This window comes from Bifidobacterium sp. wkB344 (genome assembly GCF_003688305.1).
Classification (GTDB): domain Bacteria; phylum Actinomycetota; class Actinomycetes; order Actinomycetales; family Bifidobacteriaceae; genus Bombiscardovia; species Bombiscardovia mizhiensis.
This window is the reverse complement of sequence record NZ_NPOQ01000009.1, coordinates 432,521-456,063: the sequence shown is the minus strand read 5'-3', so window position 1 is coordinate 456,063 and position 23,543 is coordinate 432,521. Positions and strand designations below refer to the sequence as shown.

Below are 23,543 nucleotides of genomic sequence, written 5' to 3'. Positions count from 1 at the left end.
GCCGGTCAAGGTGGGGAAGCCTACAGACGCGCCCGCGGATCTCACCTACACACAGGTCAGCGCCGGAGGCTTTCATTCGCTGGTCGTGGACAGCGACGGAAACGCCTGGGCATGGGGAGAAAACGGCAATGGCCAGCTCGGCGACGGAACGGAAACCAGGCGGACTACGCCAGCCAAGGTGGGGAAGCCTACAGACGCGCCCGCGGACTTCACCTACGCACAGGTCAGCGCCGGACGATTTTATTCGCTGGCCCTGGGCAGCGACGGCAACGCCTACGCCTGCGGATGGAACGACAATGGCCAGATCGGTGACGGGACGACCACCGACCGGTCTACGCCGGTCAAGGTGGGGAAGCCTACAGACGCGCCCGCGGATCTCACCTACACACAGGTCAGCGCCGGAGGCTTTCATTCGCTGGTCGTGGACAGCGACGGAAACGCCTGGGCATGGGGAGAAAACGGCAATGGCCAGCTCGGCGACGGAACGGAAACCAGGCGGACTACGCCAGCCAAGGTGGGGAAGCCTACAGACGCGCCCGCGGACTTCACCTACGCACAGGTCAGCGCCGGACGATTTTATTCGCTGGCCCTGGGCAGCGACGGCAACGCCTACGCCTGCGGATGGAACGACAATGGCCAGATCGGTGACGGGACGACCACCGACCGGTCTACGCCGGTCAAGGTGGGGAAGCCTACAGACGCGCCCGCGGATCTCACCTACACACAGGTCAGCGCCGGAGGCTTTCATTCGCTGGTCGTGGACAGCGACGGAAACGCCTGGGCATGGGGAGAAAACGGCAATGGCCAGCTCGGCGACGGAACGGAAACCAGGCGGACTACGCCAGCCAAGGTGGGGAAGCCTACAGACGCGCCCGCGGACTTCACCTACGCACAGGTCAGCGCCGGACGATTTTATTCGCTGGCCCTGGGCAGCGACGGCAACGCCTACGCCTGCGGATGGAACGACAATGGCCAGATCGGTGACGGGACGACCACCGACCGGTCTACGCCGGTCAAGGTGGGGAAGCCTACAGACGCGCCCGCGGATCTCACCTACACACAGGTCAGCGCCGGAGGCTTTCATTCGCTGGTCGTGGACAGCGACGGAAACGCCTGGGCATGGGGAGAAAACGGCAATGGCCAGCTCGGCGACGGAACGGAAACCAGGCGGACTACGCCAGCCAAGGTGGGGAAGCCTACAGACGCGCCCGCGGACTTCACCTACGCACAGGTCAGCGCCGGACGATTTTATTCGCTGGCCCTGGGCAGCGACGGCAACGCCTACGCCTGCGGATGGAACGACAATGGCCAGATCGGTGACGGGACGACCACCGACCGGTCTACGCCGGTCAAGGTGGGGAAGCCTACAGACGCGCCCGCGGATCTCACCTACACACAGGTCAGCGCCGGGAACGATCATTCGCTGGCCGTGGGCAGCGACGGAAACGCCTGGGCATGGGGATGCAACCAGGATGGCCCGCTCGGCAACAACACTGCCAGCTGGTACGGTGACGTGAATCCTGTTCCTGCGCGCGTGCGCGACCCCGCCAACCCCACCGACAAGAGCATAGGACTGAAAGCCACACAGGTGAGCGGCGGATTCCATCATTCGTTGGCTCTGGGCAGCGACGGGAACGCCTACGCCTGGGGATGGAACGACAATGGTCAGCTCGGCGACGGCACCACAAACACCAAGTCGGCTCCTGTGCCGGTGGCGTTAAACCTACAGCTGGTAATCACCGGCGTCAGGTTCGACCAGACCCCCGTATCAGGATTGACGCGCGGCGATGGTAGCAGCGTGACCGTGACAACGCCTGCACACCAACCGGGCATGGTCACGATCAGCGTGGACTATACGCTGGGCGGCGCACCCCAAAAACCGGACACCTCCCTCAGGTACACGTACCTGCCCGCAGGCGTGCTCCCCAAGGCCGGAGAAGAAGGCGTCCTGCTGGCCCTGGCCACCGGCATGACCAGCATGGGCGGGGTCCTGGCCTCACGCCGCCACAGAAGGGAACAACGCCAACTGCTTCACGCTTCACACGAGTAAGACAGGCAGGAGGCGGATCAATCCCCCCCCCGCCCCGGCTTACAAAGGGCGCACGGAGGAATGTCACATTCAAGGCTTATCCCCAGAGGAGCCGGCACTCCTCTTGCGCCCCCACCACCACACTACCGTCGACTGCTACTGAAGGAATTGAGAGCAGATGCACGCCTCGCCTCTGCCCTCGAAAGGATAAACTCGGGCATACCGATTAAAGAGCACAGAACCCCAAGTCAGCTCGGCCTTCGTCCGTGCTTCCATTACCAGATAATTGGTGTAAACAAACGCTTTTCCTCAACCAAAAGATCCATTGTCGTCGGTGACTGACCCGGCTTGTGTGTTGTTGACGGGCTGGGTGGTAGGGTGAAAAGCGGGGGATGTCGAGAAGACGACTGGCTTGCGCATGGCTCCTGCAATGTAATGCAGAACTGGCGCTGAGCAATGGGCGGCTTTCCGGCAGGAAGAACTTTATTAGGCAGGCGGTGTTGATTCCGCTTGGTGTTTGGTGAAGGGGTTTTGGTTTCATGCATCTGGTTTCCCGTCTGCGTCGCATCATGGCGATGATGACCGTCCTGATCAGCCTGCTGGCAGGCCTGGGCGTCGCATCCGCCCAGGCGGACGCTCCCATACTCACCGGGGGGGGGGGGTCGTCAGACCCCTCGCGTAGCTAACCAAACCCCCGGCACCCTCCCCAGCAACGCAACCAGCACACCACTACCCACACCATCACCGATACAAACCACCACACCATTAAATTCCGCAACACCAAGCCCTAGCACCCCGTCATCGACGACGGGAAACCCTGACAGCGCAGACTCCACTCCTGCTAAACCAGTAGAACAAGCAGACAATCAAGCTTCACACACAGTGCGCTTCGACCCCGCCGACGGCAGCAAGCCCACACAGTCAACCGTGAAAACCGGCACCCTCGCCACTCCCCCGCAACAGAACCCGCAACGTGAGGGCTTCCGCTTCGACGGGTGGACACTCGACGGGCAGCCCTATGACTTCCAGACACCCATCCTTCGGGACACGAGTCTGAAAGCCCAATGGACCAAGGTCACGGACTGGACGCTGAGCCCGGACCACGGGCCCGCCACCGGAGCCCAGCTGACCATCAGCCCGCCCGACAGGCAGGAACCTCAATTCGCCAGCATCCAAGCCGCAGGAAACCAGGTTATCGGCCTGACCGGCGACGGGCGCATCTACACATGGACGCAAGACGGCACACCCAAACAGGTCCCCTCACCCGCCCAGGCTCCCCATGGGTTCTACTACCTGCAGGTTTCAGCCGGCAGCCACCGGCAAGCCGCAGTGGGCTCCGACCAGCAGACATACACTTGGGCTGGCCGACAAGAGACGCCCACGATTCTCGATACCAGCAAGAACACCAGGTTCAGCAGCATCAGCATCAGCGACAAGCAACTCCTCACCTTAGATTGGCAGGGACAGATCCACGCTCTCCAATACAGCCAAACCAACAGCCAGAATCAGAATCCGAAACTCATACGGCAGACCGCAACCAGCCTGCCCGGGCAGAGGCAGGCCGTCATCGCCGTGGGCTCAGACAGCCGTGTCCTCATCGTGGATGCGGACGGGCAGGCCTGGACCTGGGATGCGAGCAACACTGTAAAAGTCAAGCCTGAACGCATTAGGCAGGAACCGAATATGCGCATTATCCAGGCCCAAGCCCTCAACCGGGGGTTCCTCTTCCTGGACACGAATGGACAAGCCTATTATCTGGCCGATGGCAAGAACAGCCTCACAGCTGTCAGCCTACCCGACAGCGAGCAGATCGGCAGAATCAACAGCAGCGGCGATCAGGCCACGATCATCGACAAAGATAGTCACGTATGGGCCTGGAAGCCGGGCAAAACCCCCGTGCGGTCTGACGACGGGAGCCGGCAGTACATGCAGGCCGTCAAAGCCGGCAGCAGGATCACCGCCATCAGCAGGCAGGGCGACCTCTACGGGTGGAGCCTGGACAAGCAAGGCCAGCCCGGCAAGCCGGCAGGGATCACCACCACTCAAGCACCCAGCCTGGAATCAGCCAGCATGGACGGGCAGCCGCTCAAACTCAGCAAGAACAACGACGCCTGGCAGACGGACATCCCCGCCCGCAAGCCCGGACAAGCCGCCATCCTCATCACCGGCAGGCAGGACGGCCAGCCCTTCACCAGAAGCCTCAACTACACGGTCGACCAGACCATGACCAGAGACGACCAACAAGGACCCGCATACACGGTCCGCTTCGACACGGACGGAGGAAGCCCGGAACCGGACCCGCAGCAAGTGACCCACCCGTTGGGCAGGGTGAAGCGGCCCACACCCGACCCGGCGCGCGAAGGCTTCCTGTTCGACGGATGGTTCACCGGCAGCATCGCCTACGACTTCAGCAAGCCCGTCGACAAGGACCTCACCCTCACCGCCAAGTGGACGCCTAAGGACCCGGACGACACGTGGAGCATCAGCCCCGACAAGGGCAGCCAGCTGGGCGGCGGATCCGCCACCATCATTCCTCCAGACAAGGCCAGCCAAGGCATCAGATTCAGCCAGGTCAGCGGAGGAAGAAACAGCAACTATGGTTTCTCCTTGGCGGTGGGCAGCGACGGAAACGCCTACGCATGGGGAAACAACAGGTATGGCCAGCTCGGCGACGGGACGACCACCAATAGGACCACGCCGGTCATGGTCAGGAAGCCTGATCCCAAGACGTATCCGGACCTGCCAGCAGATTTCACCTACGTGCAGGTCAGTGCCGGAGGCGCTCATTCACTGGCTCTGGGCAGCGACGGGTACGCCTACGCCTGGGGAAGCAACAGCAGTGGCCAGCTCGGCAACAACAACAGTGGCGAAGATACGTATTCGTCTGTTCCTGTGCGCGTGCGAGACCCCGCCAGCCCGGCTGACGCGAGCAAAGGACTGCAAGCCACACAGGTCAGTGCCGGAGGCTGGCATTCGCTGGCCCTGGGCGGCGACGGAAACGCCTACGCATGGGGAAACAACAGGTATGGCCAGCTCGGCGACGGGACGACCACCAATAGGACCATGCCGGTCATGGTCAGGAAGCCTGATCCCAAGACGTATCCGGACCTGCCAGCGGATTTCACCTACGTGCAGGTCAGTGCCGGAGGCTGGCATTCGCTGGCCCTGGGCGGCGACGGAAACGCCTACGCCTGGGGATGGAACCACTATGGCCAGCTCGGCAACAACAACAGTGGCGAAGATACGTATTCGTCTGTTCCTGTGCGCGTGCGAGACCCCGCCAGCCCCGCTGACGCGAGCAAAAGACTGCAAGCCACACAGGTCAGCGCCGGTTACGAGCATTCACTGGCCCTGGGCGGCGACGGAAACGCCTACGCCTGGGGATGGAACCACTATGGCCAGCTCGGCAACAACAACAGTGGCGAAGATACGTATTCGTCTGTTCCTGTGCGCGTGCGAGACCCCGCCAGCCCCGCTGACGCGAGCAAAGGACTGCAAGCCACACAGGTCAGCGCCGGAGACGGGCATTCACTGGCCCTGGGCGGCGACGGAAACGCCTACGCCTGGGGATACAACAGCACTGGCCAGCTCGGAAACAACAACAGTAGCGACTCGTCTGTTCCTGTGCGCGTGCGCGACCCCGCCAGCCCCGCTAACGCGAGCAAAGAACTGCAAGCCACACAGGTCAGCGCCGGAGGCTGGTATTCGCTGGCTGTGGGCGGCGACGGAAACGCCTACGCCTGGGGAAACAACGACTATGGCCAGCTCGGCAACAACAGCACCAGCCGCTCGACTGTTCCGGTGCCGGTGGCGTTCAATCTGCAGCTGGTGATCACCGGCGTCAGATTCGACCAGACCCCCGCATCAGGGCTGATGCACGGCGAAGGCGGCAGCGTCAGCGTGGCAGCGCCTGCACACGCGCCGGGCACGGTCACGGTCAGCGTCGACTACACGTTGGGCGGCGCACCCCAAAAGCCGGACACTACCCTCAAGTACACGTACCTGCCGCTGGGCGTGCTCCCGAGGGCCGGAGGGGAGGGCATCCTGCTCGCCCTCGCTACGGGGATGACCGGCATGGGCGGGGTCATGGCCTCACGCCGCCACCGGAGGGAAGCACGCCAATTACTTCACGCTTCGCACGAGTAAGACCGGCCGGGCGGCATATCATCCCCCCGCCCCCGGCCCGTACAGGGGGAGCAGGGAGGCCAGTGCCATCCAAGGCTCAACCCCAAGAGAGCCGACACGCCTCCCGCGCCCCCACCACACTCCCGCAGGCGAAAGCACGCGAGCAGACATGCACGCCCTACCGCCCCCGCCCGGGAGAGAGGAAAACAGCGGCCAAGCCGGCCGAGGGCATACATGCTCCAGCCAGCCCGGCCGCTGTTCATCCTCCCAATACCAGCATAATCGCGCAAGCAGTAACCCTTCACCCAGCATTTAGCCTCGCTCGCCTTCACTCGCAACCGAGCCTCGACGGCCATGCTGTGAAAGTTGCGGTATCGTTACCGCACTGATATAACTGAGAGCTGTCAGAACCGTTCGCCTGACCATGGCGTCGGTCAGGCAACCGCCGAGGTCGGCAGTCCGGCCCGGCGGCCGACCACTTCGACGAAAGGCCATGATGGCGTACGCGACGATCAGGGATGTGGCCCGAAGGGCCGGAGTCTCCGTATCGACGGTCTCCCGAGCCCTCAACGACTCCGGGCGCATCTCCCCCGCCACACGACAGCGCATCAACCAGGTCATCCACGACCTGCACTATGTGCCGGACTCCCGGGCCCGATCCATGCACTCCGCCCACTCACGCACCATCGGCCTGCTCATCCCCGACATCCGCAACTCCTACTTCGCGGACCTGGCCTACCTGATCCAAGGCCAGCTGCTCAACCACGGCTTCCAGACCCTGATCTGCACCTCCACCCAGGGCGACCCCGGCGAGGACCGGGCCCAGGTGCGCAACCTGCTGGGCCAACACATCGACGGAGCCATCATCGTGCCCGGGCCGCGTTCCTCGCACACCTTGGAGGAACTGACCCGACGCGGACTGCCCCTGGTCTGCGTGGACCGTGCCGCCGAGGGTGCCGCCGGACGCGGCGGGCGGGCCATCCCCTGTGTAGACGCCGACCCCGAGCCCGGTCTGCGGCAGGCCCTTGAGGATCTGCACGCCCAGGGCCACCGACGCATCACCCTGGTGCCCGGGCCCCTCAGGGAATCGGCCACCTTCCGCGAACGCCTGGACGTCTACCGGGACCTGCTGGCAGGCATCGAGGGCATGGACGACCCCCTGGCCGACCAGGTAGAGCCCGGCACCTTCGACCCCGACATGATCGACCTCTGGGCCCGGCAGGGCATCACCGGCGTGCTCTTCGGATCCTCCCTGGATGCCATACGCGCCATCAAAACGGCCCAGTCGCGAGCAATCAGCATCGGCGAGGACCTGTCCATGGTCACCTTCGACGACCTGCCCGTCTTCCGCATCCTGACGCCGGCAGTGTCGACCATCTCCCAGCAGATCGACACCATGGGGACCCGCTGCGTAGACATGCTCCTGGCTCTGATGGCAGGCTCGCCCGTGCGGTCGGTCCGGCTGCAGACCAGCTACCGCCACTGCGCCTCGGTGGGTCGCCCGCCCGCGCACACCGGCCAGGATCCCTGAACCTGTCACAGTGTGATCATCAAGGCGGACAAGCTCATCAAGGAACGGAGAAACATGATTCAAGATATGGCGGCGGCACCCGACCAGGTGCTCAAGGGACTGGATACCATCACGGGATCCATCTCGGTGGTCGGGTCCATGAATGCGGACTACACCGTCAACACCGACCGGCTGCCCAAGCCCGGCGAGACCATCAACGGAGGTCCCCTGCAGGTGCTGCCCGGAGGCAAGTCAGCCAACCAGGCGGCGACCGCGGCCCGCATCGGCGCGCAGGTCAGGCTCTTCGGGGCCGTGGGATCCGACTCCAACGCCGACTTCCTGCTGGGACAGCTGGGCAACGCCGGGGTGGACGTCTCCCACGTGATGACTGTGCCGGGAGCCAGCGGAACCACAGTCATCACCGTGGACGCGCGCGGCGAGAACACCATCGTCTACTCCCCCGGCTCCAACGGCAAGGTGGATGTGGACTACGCCCACCGCTCCCGCCAGGCCCTGACCTCCGCCAAGGTGCTGGGCCTGTGCCTGGAGAGCCCCATCGAGACGGTGACCGAGGTCGCGCGCATGGGCCACGAGGCCGGCATGACCGTGCTGCTCAACGACTCCCCCTTCCGCGCCGACCTGCCCGCCGACCTGATCGCCAACTCGGACCTGATCCTGGTCAACGAGCATGAGATGGCCCAGCTGCTAGGCATCGACGAGCCCGAGGACGGTGACTGGTTGGGGGCCGACTGGGACCGGATCAACCAGACCATGCAGGACTTCGGCTTCCACCGGGCCATCGTCACCCTGGGCGGCGAGGGATCCATGGTCCTGGACCAGGGCCAGACCTACCGGATTCACGCCGTGCATGTGGACGCCGTGGACACCACCGGCTGCGGGGACGCCTTCATGGGCACCGTGCTGGCCGGCCTGGCCTCCGACATGACCCTGGTGCAGGCCGCCCAGCTGGCCTCCTACGTCTCCGCCTACGCCGCCACCGGACAGGGCGCGCAGGCCTCCTACGGCACGGCCGAGCAGATTCGGCTGCGCTTCTCCTGAGACTGGGTGCCCTCCCCTGCGTTGTCGGGCCGACGAACCGTTGCGGAATGCACGACGATTCGTCGGCCTGACTGGTATCTGTGGAATACAGGCCGGATGGATGGATATGGGATGCATACTTGTTACCTGTTGCCGGTTGCCGGTTTCCGGTTGAGCACAGATGTGGAATCCATATGGAATCCATACTCATTGCCGAAGGAGCGCAAGTCTGCGATCCGCTCCTACTGCCTGCTGAATCCAAGCACGGAATCCGAGCTTGTTGCCAGTAAAGCCACCCAAGGGTTAGGACGTGTATTTGGGTAGGAATACGTCTCGGCCGTGCATGCTATGCAGAAAGCCATTCCATGTAAGAATGCGTGTATGTAAGAATGCATGTACAGCACCACGGCAAGGAACGGTACCAGGCCTCCCAAAGCCAAGGTGGTCAGACCGGTAAACGGCAATCGCCATCTGCAAGGCCGCCATCTTCCGACTCACTATCCTCCGACTCACTATCTTCCGACTCGCCATTCAGCACCCATTCCCGATCGCGACTGCTCCGACTTATCCACCTTGGGAGAGCCCGGGACCACATTTGACCACATCATCCCTCGGACTGATGGCACCTCCCTCCGCCCCCGAATAGTGTTGATCCCATGAGCACAGTCAGTCAAACAGCGCAGCGACCAATCACCAGGTCCAATAATCGAATGCTGCTGACTGACGCTCTCTTCGCCATCCTTCTGTTGCTTCTATTGAGCGGCTCCACCGCCAATCTCAAAGATGGAGCCCTGATCCCCTTGCAGGAAAACCTAACCCTAATGTGGACGGTCCTGCTCGTAGCCCCTGTCGTTATCCGTCGTCGATTCCCCGACCTGGCAGCCTGGCTCTTCGTCGCTGTGGCTCTGGCTCAGCTTTTCTTGGGGCCGGCCATCATGCCCGCCGATGCAGTCTGCCTGGTTATGGTCTATTCATGTCTGCTTTACGGATGCCCATCCCTGCGTCGACTCTACCTGACCTTGGCCTGGGTCATGACGCCCCTATCCTGTCTTATCTTCACATTGGTCGATTTGGGGTTTCTGCCTCCGGGTAGAGCACAGCCGGACCACACCTCAATATGGCCGATCTCATTCAGAGAACTGGCGACCACCTTCCTATCGAATTTTCTGATCGAAGGGCTTTTACTGCTCGTGGCCATCGTCGCAGCCTACTGGACGCGGACCAGACGGGATGCCCTTGACGAGGCCCGGCGACGCAACCACGCCCTGGCCCTGCAGGCAGAACAGAGCGCCGCCCTGTCTGCCAGCGCTGAGCGGGCCCGCATAGCGCGTGACATGCACGATGTCGTCGCCCACACACTGTCCATTGTCATTGTGCAGGCGGATGCCGGCAGATACGCAGCCACTACCGATGCGAGCCTGGCCCTCAAGACCATGCGCACCATCGATCAAGAGAGCCGTCGCGCACTACGCGAGCTGAGTTCCCTCTTCGGCAAAATCAAATCACCGACCTACCCAGCGGCCGAAACCAGCCAAAAAACATCGGATTCTCCTCCCGGCCGGCACCCGTCTTCCCCACCACCAACGGATCCTGCCAACATCCATACCCTTGACCAATCTCAAGCAACTGCCCAAACGAATTCCCCTCGTCAATCCGCGAACGCTGATGATCCGAATCCAGCCGGAACGGATCGCACTCAGCCAAGTCAAGCCAGCGACTATCTTCTCACAAGCAAAGAGACTTCAGTTGCTAATACTGCCAAGGCCAACATTGATACGGCCGACAATGCGTGTATTTGGTCCTCAGGTGCCACCTCTTCAAGCAATCCGCCGACCAGCTACGAATCATGGACAAACTTGATAGATGCCGCCCAACTTGCTCAGCCAGAATCTCAATTCAACCGACGCCTCGAAGGCCGACCCCACCCAGAAAAGTTGGATCGCAGCCGCGCCATAACTGCTTATCGGATCCTTCAAGAAGCCTTAACCAATGTTCGCAAGCATGCCGCTCCTGCTTCGGATGTGCTGATTGAAGAACAGTGGCTCACAGACGGTTTGTGCCTAACCATTGACGACCACCCGCTCGACCATGCCACTACCAATTCAGATTCTCCGCCGCAGATGGGCCTACCTGAGCATTCAGGTTTCGGCCTTTTGGGAATGCGCGAACGACTGACTTCCCTGGGAGGCAGCCTTCAAGCTAGTCCTAAGCCAGGAGGCGGTTACCACCTCCAGGCGCGGATTCCTTTTGCTACTCCGCCAAAACCCGACCCTGAAGCAGGAATACATGCCAACCGACAAACGCAATGGTCCCTGCGTTCAATTGTCTCCACGCTCTTCGTTTGGTTCCAACGCCATCCGTTGACGGCCGACCTGGGTCTGGTGATCGGAATCGTATTGGTAGAAAATCCAGGCCAAGCTCTCGCCATAGCACCTGTCACTCCCCAATATGATTCAGGCCGGCCAGCAAGAATCATTGCCACACTAGCTATCGCTTTGCCCCTGATTGTGCGCAGGATCCGTCCCGGCATTTGCGCCGCCATAGTGGCTGCAGTCGCCGCCCTGCTGTTGCTCTTCTCGCCCTGGCTGCCGGAAGCTGCAGTCTTATCCCCGATCGCCGTCTATTCGGCGATGGTTTACGGCAAAGACACCACCAGGCGCTGGGTTCCGTTCGCGGTCATCACGGATATGGTTTTGTGGGCTATCAGATGTGCAGTTAACAACCAAGGGTGTCCCACCATTTTGTCCTACATGACAAAAGGACCAGCAGAAGCCTCTTTTTCTGCATCCCATTTAGCGCTTTTCATAGTGATGACCGCACCGGCCTTGATCTGTCTGCTGACCATTCTGATTGCCTCACGCCGACGCACTCGTGGTTCGGTTCTGCTTCTCCAGCAGGAGCGCGAGCGCGCGCTAAACCAGACCTTGCAGGAAAGCCAGGCTCTGGCAGCCAATCAAGAGCGGGAACTCATCGGCGCCACCATGCAGGTAGAAGTGGCCACCACACTGAATACAGTCATTGCATCCACCAGCAAGGCCATCGCCGAGTTGAATGATTACCAAGTCAAGAGGGTGAACCCTCCCCCAGAACAGGTAGCACAAGCCTTCGGCGACATTGCAACCCAAGGACGCCAGGCCCTGGCTCGCATGCGACAACTACTCACAGTCCTGCGTCACAGTTCCAGCACCAATTCGCACTCAAACACTGACACCGCCAATTCCTCAGACACAAGCCTCGATTCAGACAGGAACCATACGGTCGAGCCCGCCCACAAGACCGCACCTTTGCCGGCTCTTCACCCAGCCAAACCCCTTCCAGTAGATCTCGACGATCAGCCTGACAACCCTCAGCAACACTTGCAACAGGATAAGGAATCAAAGCATGTCTAATCGGACCAACCGGACTCCAGACATGAGCGTTCTTGATGATGTGCACCTCCTATAGCGAGCACACAGGAAATGGATACACAGGAAACGTACACAGCAGGCAATCAGTCCAGCAGAAGAATGGAGCATTCTATGAATCGCAGACCTGAAGATCAGCCCAAGCCAGGAGTCAATGACAGAAGGGGCTCACTTCACCATTTGGTAGCGGCTCCATCAACAGTTATTTCGGTAACAATCACTCAGACAACCATCGCTTAGACAACACTCAATCAAACAGTCATTACCTTGGCTACAAATTGAAACCAGTCGCAATTCCTAGCCACACTCGACTCAGATAAAATCGGATGGTGGCGCTGACCATCATCTAGCGGAAAGAAGCAGGCAGTCATGGAACGGACCGAACCCATCAGCGTTGCCATCGTGGATGACCAGGATCTGGTCCGGGCTGGCTTTGCCATGGTCATCGGCTCCCAGGATGACATGACCGTGGTTGGCCAAGGCGCGGACGGTGAGCAAGCGGTGGACCTGGCTTCACGCCTGCGGCCTGATGTGATCCTTATGGACGTCCGCATGCCTGGCATGGATGGTTTGACAGCCACCCGCCGGATCACTGCTTTGTCGCCTGATCGTCCTGAGCCCAGGGTCATTGTGCTGACCACCTTCGATCTTGACGAATACGTCATGGCAGCCATAAAAGCCGGCGCATCAGGATTTCTGCTCAAGGATACCGAGCCTGAAACCCTCCTGTCCTCCATCCGTACAGTTCACCAGGGCAATGCGATCATCGCCCCTTCGGCTACAAAACGCCTAATCGAGCATATGGCCCATGACATGCCTGAGGCCGGATCCATGCAATCAGGATCGACCTATCGCGATTCCGAAGCAGACCTACTCACTGACCGCGAGCTGCAGGTTCTTGTTCACATAGCCCAAGGCCTGAGCAACCAGGAGATTGCCGACAATCTGGGGATCTCACTGCCCACGGTGAAAACCCATGTCACTCACATTCTCCAGAAAATCAATGCCCGCGACCGTGTCCAAGCAGTGGTCTTCGCTTACGAAAACCATCTGGTATGAACACGGCCATCAGCCAGCATCAATCGTCACTGAGTGCCTCAATGGGTGAAACCTTGACTGCCTCCCTGGCTGGCAGCACACTGGCTGCCACCGCAGCCAGCAAGGCCACTGGCAGTATCAGCGCAAAAGCCGACCATGGCACGGTGAAGGTCACGGATCCTAAGGGCACAAAGACCTGATAGGCTCCTATCCACCCGAATAGCATTCCTAGAATGATTCCAGCCAAACTGGCTCCTAGGGCAATCATGCAGGCTTCGACTCCCAAGGATCGGCGAACCTGGACGCTGCTCATGCCGATTGCTCTGAGCGTGGCGGTCTCACGACGGCGTTCCAGCACCGACATCATCAAAGTGTTGGAGACCCCTATCAGGGCAATGATGACCGCAACGCCCAGCAATGCCACCATGATCGCCAACAAGGAATCGATTCTTTCGCCCCATAGCCTCTTTTGCGTCAACCCACCGCTGATAGCCATGTCGTCATGCTCTCCGACAGCCTGACGTATGTCATCCAAGAGCAGTGCGGCATCGCGATCTCCCTGCGTCCTGATCCAGATTTCATGCGTCTTGGTGTTTATCCCAGCGACATTCCGGGAGTCCGTGATTGCATAGACGCCACTGGTATCCAGCCCGCCGAATCCGGCAAAGACCCCGGTCAATGTTCTTCTTGCAACTGCCTCTTTTTCACGTTCAACATCCGCCTGAGGGTCAGCTATCGACAACTTCAACTGACTTCCGTTTCGGTAACCGGAATGCTTGGAAATCGTTCTGGTCGACACCAGCAGTGCATCCGACCTTTGCATACCTGGACCCAGATCGGCATGAAGCACATGCCTGATCCGTGAAGCATTCAAGGCATAGACAGTCATGGAATCTTGTGAGGGGCCTCCTGACTCGACCTTGGCATTGAATCGCTGCACCAGCTCTGCATCAGCGACACCTTTGATACGCTGAATGGCCCGCACATTATTCTTGTTCAACCCCTGACCAGATATTTCAATATCCAAGGAATAACGCTGATCAATATCCTTGGCCAAGGTCCGTTTAGTGGTTACCGCACCTGTAGCCAGAGTGGAGACCAGGGTTACACCGATCAGCAGAGCAACACCTGTGGCAGCGACTCGTGAGGGATTTCGAGCAATATTCGCCACTCCGACCCTGCAGGATGGTCCAATCCGGGACACAGGCCTACCCAGGCAACGCAGAAGAGCCGGAATCCATCGACGCGCACCGATCAGCGCACCTAGGAAAATTAGCAAAACACCCAATACCGCGAGGCCCAGCAACAATTCCTGCTGATTACTGGTCTGGACTGTATCGCCGGTGTTTGTCCTGACTAGCTCCCTGACGCGCCAGGAGGACCAGATCACGAACGCTATGCCAATGACCGCCAACAGGATGCTGATCAGCAAACCGGTCCGTTTCCTGCTTCCTTGCTCCTGATAGTCCACTGGCTGCAGAGCTTCAAGCGGTCTGACTTTGATAGCCGTACGAGTAGACCCAAAGGCAGCCACCAAGGTTGCCAGAACGCCAAGCGCAAAGGGAACCAGAAGGGCAGCAGGAGTAAGCAGAAGTGCAAGCTTCATGGTGCCCGAATGCAAACCAAGGCAACCGGCAAGACCCATCAAGCCCATGGCCAGCAGGATGCCAATCAAGGACGATATGACACCAAGAAGCAGTGCCTGCTGCAGCACGCCTAACCTGATTTGCCGTCGATCCGCACCAATAACCCTCAGCAGGGCCAGATACCTGCGCTGTCTGGCCACCATGATCTGGAAGGTGTTGGCAATCACCAAGGCAGCCACCACCATGGCCAACACACCGAAAGTCATGAGGAAGACAGTCATGATGTTCACACCATTGCCGGTCTGCTCACTGAGCAGCCTGTCCTCCATGGCGCGACGGTCCTCCAGCCGGTATCCGTCGGGAACGTATCGACTGATGTCATGCAGAGTGTTCTGAAGTTCCTTGCCTTGGCCATCAACCTGCAGATAGATGTTTTCCACAGGAGGGGACTCCGGTCCAACCATTCCCGCCTTAGTCAGCAGACGATCAATCCGGGAACCCGTCAGCACCACAGCTCCGCCGAAGTCGTCGTACTGTCCACCACGGCTCTTGCTGATACCTGAGATGGTCAAGTCCACAGTGCCTTGGTTGACAAGGCGTTTTTTATTTGAAGAATCCTGAGCACTGTCACTTTCTGGCAGCATCAACGGGGACAGATGGAGGCGCACCTTATCCCCAATGCCCGCCCGGAGCCTGTCGGCGACGGAACGTGGGAGTACCACCTGATCGTCTGAATCCGGCCATTGTCCCCGATCCAAATCGATAGGCATGAGCTCCTGGCTGGTACCCATAATGGCCAGAATCCCCTTGCTGGACTGACCGTTTGCTTCCGTATCCACCATGAGGTTGACATCGGGGCGCGGACCACGAACCCCCTGCAGTTTCGACAACCCCCTGCTATCGAACTCGTCGAACAGAATTGGCTTGTCCTGATCCCTTCTGGCTGTCACAGCATAGTTGGCTTGGCCGGCATCCATGCTGATCTCGCGACGCATGGAGGCATTCGCCACGTTGCCAAAAAGAAGTGTCAGGCACATAAAGAGGGTACCGATCACGATGGCCAGACCAGCCGGCATCATCATTCGTGCATCGCGCTTCATCATCGTACGGGTTATCCGCCACACAATGCACCCCCTAGCCCTGTACCTGGGAATAGTCAGCAGCACCAGCCGAAACTTGTTCAGACAGAAGATCGTTCATGACTTTCACCGTCGGATCCTGTCGGTCCGCAACGATCTGTCCGTCTGCGAAGACCAGCGCACGGTCGGCATAGGATGCGGCATAGGCATCATGAGTGACCATGATGACGGTCTGATTCAGCTCACGTACGGAATCGCGCAGGAACTTCAGAACACCAGTGCTGGCTGCCAGATCCAGGTTCCCCGTCGGTTCGTCCGCGAAGACCAGACCGGGTTTGGTTATCAGCGCTCTGGCGATGGCGACCCGCTGCTGCTGCCCCCCGGATAATTCACCGGGAAGATGGTCCAGCCTCTCCGACAAACCCAGCGTCTCTACCAGCTGCTCCATCCACGAGTTGTCGGGCCGAACGCCGTCCAGTACCAGCGGCATGAGGATGTTCTGCTTGGCAGTGAACATAGGCAGCAGGTTGAAGCTCTGGAAGATGAATCCCAGATGCCGCCGCCTGATCAGGGTCAGCTGACGGTCGTCCAGTCGTGTCAGATCGACTCGGCCAGCCTGATCGATCGATGGATGATGACGATGTCCACTCTTCGGGTACAGAAGATCAGCGGCCATATAGACATGACCAGAGGTGACAGTATCCAGACCGGCCAGAACGTGCATAAGCGTTGACTTGCCCGAACCTGAAGGCCCCATGATGGCCGTGAACCGGCCACGTTCAAAATTCACGTCAATTCCGCGCAGGGCATGGACAGCATTCGAACCTTGCCCATAATCCTTGGTCAGCTGCCTGGCGCTGACGGCCGGTGGTCCCGCGACGCCTGTGCCCGCACTGTCGATTAACCCTTGCGAAGACGCGGTATCCGTTTTGTGCTGCATGGTGCTCCTTATCCGTCAGGAAGCCTTTCTCCCGTCTGCTTCTGACCCTATGCGGCTATCAGCTGCTGCGATATGGTCCCTAGGAGCGATGAAAACAATCATCCTTACGGATGAGTGCGCTGAAAAACGCTTCCTGTTAGGCTGGCACCATCCAAATCAACGCGGGGCGGCGGGGATGGACATCTGGGAGATGAAGAACACCATGTTCAGCGCAAAAGACGTGAGCCTCAAGACATGCAACCATCGGACCAAGGGATTGAAACAATTGCCCCGATCCCCTTGATTGACTACGGGAATATCAAGGTCCCTTCGCTCAAGCCGGCTCGCTTCCAAGCAGCATCAGTGAAGACGGCATCTGGGGAGACAAATCAATCATTCCCGGCACCGACCAAGGCGCGCTGGGATAAAGGCTGGTGCTTATGATGCGCGGTGGTTGCTTGCCGTCATTCCTCAGCAAGAGCCACAACCGGTGGAGTCCGGTTGACGCGTCTTGCTGGCAGGACGCTTGCCAGGATCGCCGCTACGAGTGCCACCACCAGAATCACCAGTCCAGTGGACCAGGGAATGGGGAAAGCCACCGTCCCCAGAGAGGAGAAGATCTCATAGGCTGCAGCCCAGCCGAAGAGCAGGCCCAGGACCATGCCAGACAAGGACGACCCCAAGGCTATCAGCCCTGATTCCACAGCCAAGGACCGTCTGATCTGCTTGCGAGTCATCCCAATGGCACGCAGGGTGGCCGACTCTCGTCGGCGTTCCAGCACCGAAAGGGAAAGCGTGTTGGCCACGCCGATCAAGGCGATAGCCACCGCCACCGCCAGCAGGGCCAGGATAATCATGAGCAAGTTGTCGATGGTCCGGTCCCACTGTTGTTTCTCAGCCAGCCCGCCCTTCACGGAAACAGCCGAATACCCAGAAAGTGCACTCTTCACCTTGTCTATGAACGCCGAGACTGTTGGCGAGCCATCGACCTTGGCCCAGATCTGCACGGTCTGAGGCTGAACGCCATTGAGCGAGGAGGAGTCGGTCAGGCCATATAAATTGCTGGCATCAATCCCCTGGAAGGGCGCATAGACACTGGTCACGAAGAGTCTTTGAGCCACCGATGCAGATCCGCCTTGAGCGTCGCTTTGAATCGGGTTGAGTACATTGAGCCCCAGATTTCCGCCGTCATGAAAATCCTTCTGTTTATTCATGAGGCTTTTTGGAAGCAGAAGGGCATCTTGTCCGGAAAGATCCTTGCCGACCTGGGCATTCAGGAGGCGATCGATCTTGTTTGAATCCAGGGCGAAAATAGTCATCCCCGCACCGTTCTCGCCGCCTGATTTGACCATGGCAGCATACTGGGGCACCAGTTCGGCCTGCGCGACCCCGTCGATCCGTCGAATGGCGTTCAGAGCCTTGGTATCCAGGCCATCGGCGCTGATCTGCAGATCGACCGAGTAGTGCTCATCCATCATGTCGGCCATGGTCTGCTTGGCGCTGGCGGCGCCCGTGGTCAGGGTGGCGACCAGCGTTACGCCGATCAGGAGGGCGGTACCTGTTGCCGCCACACGGGAATGATTCCGTGCAATGTTAGCCACGGCGATTGTGGACGAGGGCCCAATCCGCGAAACCAGGGACCCGACTCCCTTGAGCATGAAAGGAATCCAACGATTGGCGCTGAAAAGGATACCTAGGAAGGCAAGGACAATGCCGATGACAGCCATCGCGGCAACAATGTTGGGCCCATCTCCGGATGCCTTGCTGGCCTTGTCTGCCGTGACATTAAGCCTGACCTGCCAGAGAGACCAGACCGTCATGGTGATGCCCAGCAGAATCATGACCACGCTGACAAACAGTCGTATTCTGCTCGTCCGCTTGTTCTGCAAAAGATCGGCAGGCCTCAGCGCCTCCAAAGGACTGACCCTGGTGGCGGCCCATGAAGATCCCAGGGAGGCCAAGACCGTAACGACGATGCCGAAAACGAGAGGCACCAGGATAACTGCCGGAGTCAGCTTCAATTGGAAGTAGAGGGAACTCGTATGAGCTTTAGCTACACCCAGAATGGCCATGATGCCGATGGCGGCGCCGACCCCGATCAGGGAGGCCACAGCCCCCAGGATGACGGAGCGCAACAGGACGCTGGCCCGGACCTGCCCCTTATTGGCGCCTATTGTCCTCAGGAGGGCCAGGTAGCGACGTTGCCGAGCCACCATAACCTGGAAGGTGTTGGCGATAACTGTGGCAGCCACAAACATGGCCAGCGTGCCAAATACCAGAAGGAAGGTGGTCACAGGGTTTTGGGAACCGCCGAGCGCGGTCTTGACCAGTCGGTCCTCCATAGTGTGACGGTCCTCAAGGGAGTAGCCGGAAGGCATGAGCTTGCGCAGAGAGGCCAGACTCCCATCGAGGTCGCTGCCCTGCCCGCCAACATTCAGGTAGATGTTCTGGGCATACAGGTTGCCCATGTTGCCAAGACCTGCTGTTGTCATCAAGGCATCTATGGTCTTGGGGGACAGCACGATTGCGCCGCCCGATTCGCCAAACCTGTCGCCCTCGTTGCCCTGGTTCGAACTGACACCCGACAAGGTCAGCGGCCTCGATACGAACCTGCCCGCAACCTGGTCAGCGCTGGCTTGCCCTTTCGGCCCAAGGTCCTCGGAAATATAGAGCATGTCAGGCGAGAGGTTCAGATTCACCTTGTCGCCCAGAGAGAGTTTGAGCCTGGACACAGTCGGCCCGGGTAGGACCACCTGGTCATCAGCGCTAGGCCAGGATCCCTTGGACAGACCGACCGGCATCAGCGACGAATCCGCCATAGGAATGGCAATCACGCTCTCGCTCTTGACCTTGCCGGCGCGGACATCCGCCATGAGCTGCGTGTCTGATCTGACTGCGTGAACACCTGGGACTTTTGCCAGCTCCTCGGTTTTGAAGTCCTTTACCCTTTTCTGCTCTGAATGGTTGCCTTCCGCTGGGATGATGGCGTAGTTGGCCTGGGCGGCATCGGATGAGACCATCCGCCGCATGGAAACGTCCATGGTGTTGCCGAAGAGGAAGGTCATGGCGATAAACAGTGTTCCGACGACAATGGCGATGCCGGCGGGAACCATCATGCCCAGGTCATGCCGCATCATTTTCCTAGCAACGAACCACATGAGCATTCCCCTCAGCGATGAGCAGCCGAGTCAGCTGTAGCTGTAGAGGCCATGACTTCCTCGGAGAGCAAGGCATTCATGGAATCCACAGTGGGTCTGTCCTGGTCTGCCACGATTCGCCCATCCGCAAACACCAAAGCCCGATCGGCAAAGGAGGCCGCGAAGACATCATGCGTGACCATGATGATGGTCTGCCCCAGCTCGCGAACCGAATCCCGCAGGAAGCTGAGCACTTCGGTCGAGGATGCAGTGTCCAGGTTTCCCGTGGGTTCGTCAGCAAAGACAATGGAAGGTTTGGTGATGAGGGCCCTGGCGATGGCCACACGTTGCTGCTGACCACCCGAAAGCTCGCTGGGTCGGTGGCTCAGCCTCTCCTCCAAGCCCAGGGTCTTGGCCAAAACGTCCAGCCAAGCTGTGTCTGGCTTGGCCCCATCCAGGATCAGAGGCATAAGGATGTTCTGCTTGGCCGTAAACATGGGCAGGAGGTTGAAACTCTGGAAAATGAAGCCCAGGCTCTGGCGCCTCAAGAGGGTCAGCTGATTGTCGTTGAGCTTGGTCAGGTCGACCACTCCCCTCCGCCCTCCTTGACGACGGGCCCGGCTGCCCTTCACGCCGGCGGCATCGGTCCCGTTCAGGTAGACATGTCCGGAGGTAACGGTGTCCAAGCCCGCCAAGGTGTGCATGAGTGTGGACTTGCCCGACCCGGAGGGACCCATGATGACCGTGAACCTGCCCCGTTCGAATTCGACATCCACACCCCGCAGGGCATGGACCAGGTTCTCCCCACTCCCATAGTCCTTGGTCAATCCTTTGGCCTTGATGGCCACCTGAGCGATCTGCCTCGGTTTCCCCGCACCGGACGACGAATCGGAAGACGCCCTCGTCTTTGCTCCATGTTTCATACTCCCATCTTACCCACCAGAACGTTTCCGCCTGACTGGTCAGGTGTTCTATCCCACTGGAGCGAGGGGATGAGAGGGCATATACAAAGGTGCCCATCGAAACGTAATGAGGTTTCGACAGGCACCTTCTGCTTCTGTGCCTTCTCGGTCATATATCGCGCAGATATGGCACCAAGAAGGAAGTGTGATTGCCGGTTACTCGGCCAGACCGGACTCCTTCAATGCCTGGAAGGCACCCTTGAGGTCATCCAGAATGTCCTCGATGTTCTCCGTGCCGATGGAGAGCCTGATGGTACCGGGATGGATGGCCTGATCCTCCAGCTCCTCCGGCGTCTCCTGGGAGTGGGTGGTCGATGCCGGATGGATGGCCAACGACTTCACATCAGCCACGTTGGCCAGGAGGGAGAAGAGGTGCAGGTTGTTGATGAAGACCCTGGCCGCATCCTTGCCGCCCTTCAGATCGAAGGTGAAGATGGAGCCGGCGCCGTTGGGGAAGTAGCGCTTGTAGAGCTCGTGGTCGGGACGCCCCTCGATGGCCGGATGGCTGACCGACTCCACCTCCGGAACGGTCTGCAAGTAATCCACTACCTTCAGGGCGTTCTCAACGTGGCGCTCAACCCTCAGCGAGAGCGTCTCGGTCCCCTGCAGGAGGAGGAAGGCTGCAAAGGGCGAGATGACGGCGCCGGTGTCGCGCAGGAGGATGGCGCGAATGCGGGTGACGAAGGCCGCAGCGCCCAGATCCTGGTAGAAGCGCAGGCCGTGATAGCTGGGGTCAGGCTCGGTCAGAGTGGGGAACTTGCCGGGCACTGCCGCCCAGTCGAACTGTCCGCCTTCAACGACGACCCCGCCCAGGGTGGTGCCATGGCCGCCGATGAACTTGGTGGCCGATTCCACGACGATGTCAGCCCCGTGCTCCAACGGACGGAACAGGTAAGGAGTGGCGAAAGTGTTGTCGACGATCACCGGGAGGTTATGGTCATGGGCGATCTTGGAGATGGCCTCAAAGTCGGGCAGGTCGGCATTGGGGTTGCCGAAGGTCTCGAAGAAGACCAGCTTGGTGTTGTCCTGGATGGCCGACTCGAAGTTGGACGGGTCCGAAGGATCCACGAAGGTGGTCTCGACACCATCGCGGGGCAGAGTGTGCTTGAGGAGGTTGAAGGTTCCGCCGTAGATGTTCTTGGAGGACACGATATGGTCCCCGGTCTGGGTGATGTTCCGGAAGGCATACTCCACCGCTGCCGCTCCCGAAGCCACAGCCAAACCAGCGGTGCCGTTCTCCAGGGCGGCGATCCTGTCCTCGAAGACCCCCTGGGTGGAGTTGGTCAGACGACCGTAGATGTTGCCCGGGTCCTTCAGCGCGAACCGGGCCTCGGCGTGATCGAAGTCGTGAAAAACGTAGCTGGTGGTGGCGTAGATGGGCACGGCCCGGGAATCAGTGGCTGGGTCGGCCTGCTCCTGGCCCACGTGGAGCTGAAGCGTCTCGAAATGGTACTTGTGCGGGTTCTGGTCGGTCATGTCGATTCCTATCTGTTGGTGACGTGCGTCCTCGTCCATGTTCTTGAATGTGACCATAAGCGGCACAAGCCCACCTGTTCAAGCCAGAAGGGACTTTTCGGTATCGTCCTTTTTTATAACAGCTTCCAAAAGGTTGAAAACTGGCCTTTTTTATCTCGCCATTGCACACGCGGCGGTGCCCGTTTAACCCCTCCGCTGTAGAGTCGAGTAAGCGACGGAGAAGACTCCGCTGCGAACAGCCTCAGCAGGCATGAAGGAGTTCAAAGATGGCCGGACAGACGGACGATCAGAACAGGCTCTACCAGCGCGACAGCAAGTACATTCCCCGAGTCGCCGCTGTGCATGACATGTGCGGGTATGGCAAGTGCTCGCTGACGGCCGCCATTCCCATCCTTTCGGCAGCAGGATGCGACGTTTGCCCGGTGCCCACCGCCCTGTTCAGCGCGCACACCATGTTCAAGGACTACACCTTCCATGACACCACCGAGATGCTGCCGGGATACTTGGATGCCTGGCAGAAGGAGGGCGTCGAACTGGACGGAATATACAGCGGGTTCCTGGGCAGCGCCGAGCAGGTCGACATTATTCAGCGCATGTATCGCGAATACCCCAAGGCCCTGCGGCTGGTCGACCCGGTCATGGGCGACGGCGGATCCATGTACCCCACCTACACCGAGGAAATGTGCCGGGCCGTGACCAATCTGGTCGATGGAGCCGACCTGCTCATGCCCAACTTGACCGAGGTCAGCCTGCTGACCGGCATCGACTATGAAGGCCAGGACCTCGACGATGCCCAGGTTGGCGAGCGTCTGGGCCGCCTGCTGGACATGGGCGCGAAAAACGTCATCATCAAGGGCATCGACCGGAAGGACGGCAAGCTGCGCAACTTCGTGGCCTCGGCAGATCATGGCGGGGTCGGCGAGCGCACCGAGCTGGTCCACGACAAGCTGCCCTTCATGATCCACGGCACCGGCGATGCCTTTGCCTCCAGCCTCTGCGGGGCGCTCTTTGCAGGACGAGGCCTGGCCGATGCCGCTCGGATCGCCGGCGAATTCGTCCGCTCGGCCATGCAGCACACACGCAATCAGCCCGACTATCAGCAGCGCGGGGTCAGCTTCGAGCTGGACCTGGGCCTGCTGACCGGATTGGTCGGGTAAGGCGGTCACCTACACCTCAGGTAATAGCGTCATAGATCAACTGACCACAGGTTTCCATAGGACCCCGGAGCATTCCCTGCTTC

Annotated in this window: 14 protein-coding genes; 9 read left to right on the top strand and 5 right to left on the bottom strand. The window is 60.0% G+C overall.

Translation table 11 applies throughout. The features are described from left to right. The 7 genes from CI601_RS03435 to CI601_RS03410 form a co-directional block, all read left to right on the top strand. Window positions 1-2,050 (top strand): RCC1 domain-containing protein (locus tag CI601_RS03435; RefSeq protein ID WP_395947995.1); only part of this gene is annotated, 2,050 nt, incomplete at its 5' end. A 518-nt stretch (window positions 2,051-2,568) separates the two neighbouring features. Beyond that, the gene (locus CI601_RS08425) at window positions 2,569-2,715 is read left to right on the top strand and encodes a hypothetical protein (protein WP_183129728.1); all 147 of its coding nucleotides are present in this window, start codon (window positions 2,569-2,571) and stop codon (window positions 2,713-2,715) included. Between the two features lie 196 nt (window positions 2,716-2,911). Continuing rightward, window positions 2,912-6,175 (top strand): InlB B-repeat-containing protein, encoded by a 3,264-nt coding sequence (locus tag CI601_RS03430; protein ID WP_183129727.1) that lies wholly within the window; start codon window positions 2,912-2,914, stop codon window positions 6,173-6,175. 472 nt (window positions 6,176-6,647) lie between these two features. After that, on the top strand, window positions 6,648-7,685 hold the full coding sequence (locus tag CI601_RS03425) for a LacI family DNA-binding transcriptional regulator (RefSeq protein ID WP_183129726.1): 1,038 nt from the start codon (window positions 6,648-6,650) through the stop codon (window positions 7,683-7,685). A gap of 54 nt (window positions 7,686-7,739) precedes the next feature. Continuing rightward, window positions 7,740-8,723: a ribokinase gene (locus tag CI601_RS03420; protein ID WP_395947994.1), complete on the top strand. Its 984-nt coding sequence runs from the start codon at window positions 7,740-7,742 to the stop codon at window positions 8,721-8,723. 914 nt (window positions 8,724-9,637) lie between these two features. After that, a complete protein-coding gene (locus CI601_RS03415) occupies window positions 9,638-12,091 on the top strand; it encodes a sensor histidine kinase (protein WP_183129725.1) in 2,454 nt (817 codons plus the stop codon). A 384-nt stretch (window positions 12,092-12,475) separates the two neighbouring features. After that, complete coding sequence (locus tag CI601_RS03410; RefSeq protein ID WP_121914282.1) at window positions 12,476-13,165, top strand: response regulator transcription factor; 690 nt, start codon at window positions 12,476-12,478, stop codon at window positions 13,163-13,165. Window positions 13,166-13,184: 19 nt separating this feature from the next. Here the strand turns inward: CI601_RS03410 and CI601_RS03405 are convergent, their stop codons facing one another. Together CI601_RS03405 and CI601_RS03400 are read right to left on the bottom strand one after the other, a co-directional pair. Further along, window positions 13,185-15,833 carry an ABC transporter permease gene (locus CI601_RS03405; RefSeq protein WP_121914281.1) on the bottom strand — a complete coding sequence of 883 codons (2,649 nt, stop codon included), beginning with the start codon at window positions 15,831-15,833 and terminating at the stop codon, window positions 13,185-13,187. Between the two features lie 31 nt (window positions 15,834-15,864). After that, window positions 15,865-16,749: an ABC transporter ATP-binding protein gene (locus CI601_RS03400; protein WP_121914280.1), complete on the bottom strand. Its 885-nt coding sequence runs from the start codon at window positions 16,747-16,749 to the stop codon at window positions 15,865-15,867. A gap of 88 nt (window positions 16,750-16,837) precedes the next feature. On the opposite strand from CI601_RS03400, the gene CI601_RS03395 reads away from it, so the two are divergent. Beyond that, window positions 16,838-17,032 carry a hypothetical protein gene (locus CI601_RS03395; protein ID WP_121914279.1) on the top strand — a complete coding sequence of 65 codons (195 nt, stop codon included), beginning with the start codon at window positions 16,838-16,840 and terminating at the stop codon, window positions 17,030-17,032. A 160-nt stretch (window positions 17,033-17,192) separates the two neighbouring features. Here the strand turns inward: CI601_RS03395 and CI601_RS03390 are convergent, their stop codons facing one another. From CI601_RS03390 to CI601_RS03380, 3 genes are all read right to left on the bottom strand, one after another. Further along, complete coding sequence (locus tag CI601_RS03390) at window positions 17,193-19,886, bottom strand: ABC transporter permease (protein WP_183129724.1); 2,694 nt, start codon at window positions 19,884-19,886, stop codon at window positions 17,193-17,195. Between the two features lie 11 nt (window positions 19,887-19,897). Continuing rightward, window positions 19,898-20,788, bottom strand: coding sequence for an ABC transporter ATP-binding protein (locus CI601_RS03385; protein ID WP_232345922.1), 891 nt, complete (start codon window positions 20,786-20,788; stop codon window positions 19,898-19,900). A 195-nt stretch (window positions 20,789-20,983) separates the two neighbouring features. Continuing rightward, window positions 20,984-22,303, bottom strand: coding sequence for an O-acetylhomoserine aminocarboxypropyltransferase/cysteine synthase family protein (locus CI601_RS03380; protein ID WP_121914310.1), 1,320 nt, complete (start codon window positions 22,301-22,303; stop codon window positions 20,984-20,986). A gap of 266 nt (window positions 22,304-22,569) precedes the next feature. Here CI601_RS03380 and CI601_RS03375 point away from each other — a divergent pair, with 266 nt between their 5' ends. Next, on the top strand, window positions 22,570-23,460 hold the full coding sequence (locus tag CI601_RS03375; RefSeq protein WP_121914277.1) for a pyridoxamine kinase: 891 nt from the start codon (window positions 22,570-22,572) through the stop codon (window positions 23,458-23,460). Window positions 23,461-23,543: the final 83 nt, after the last annotated feature.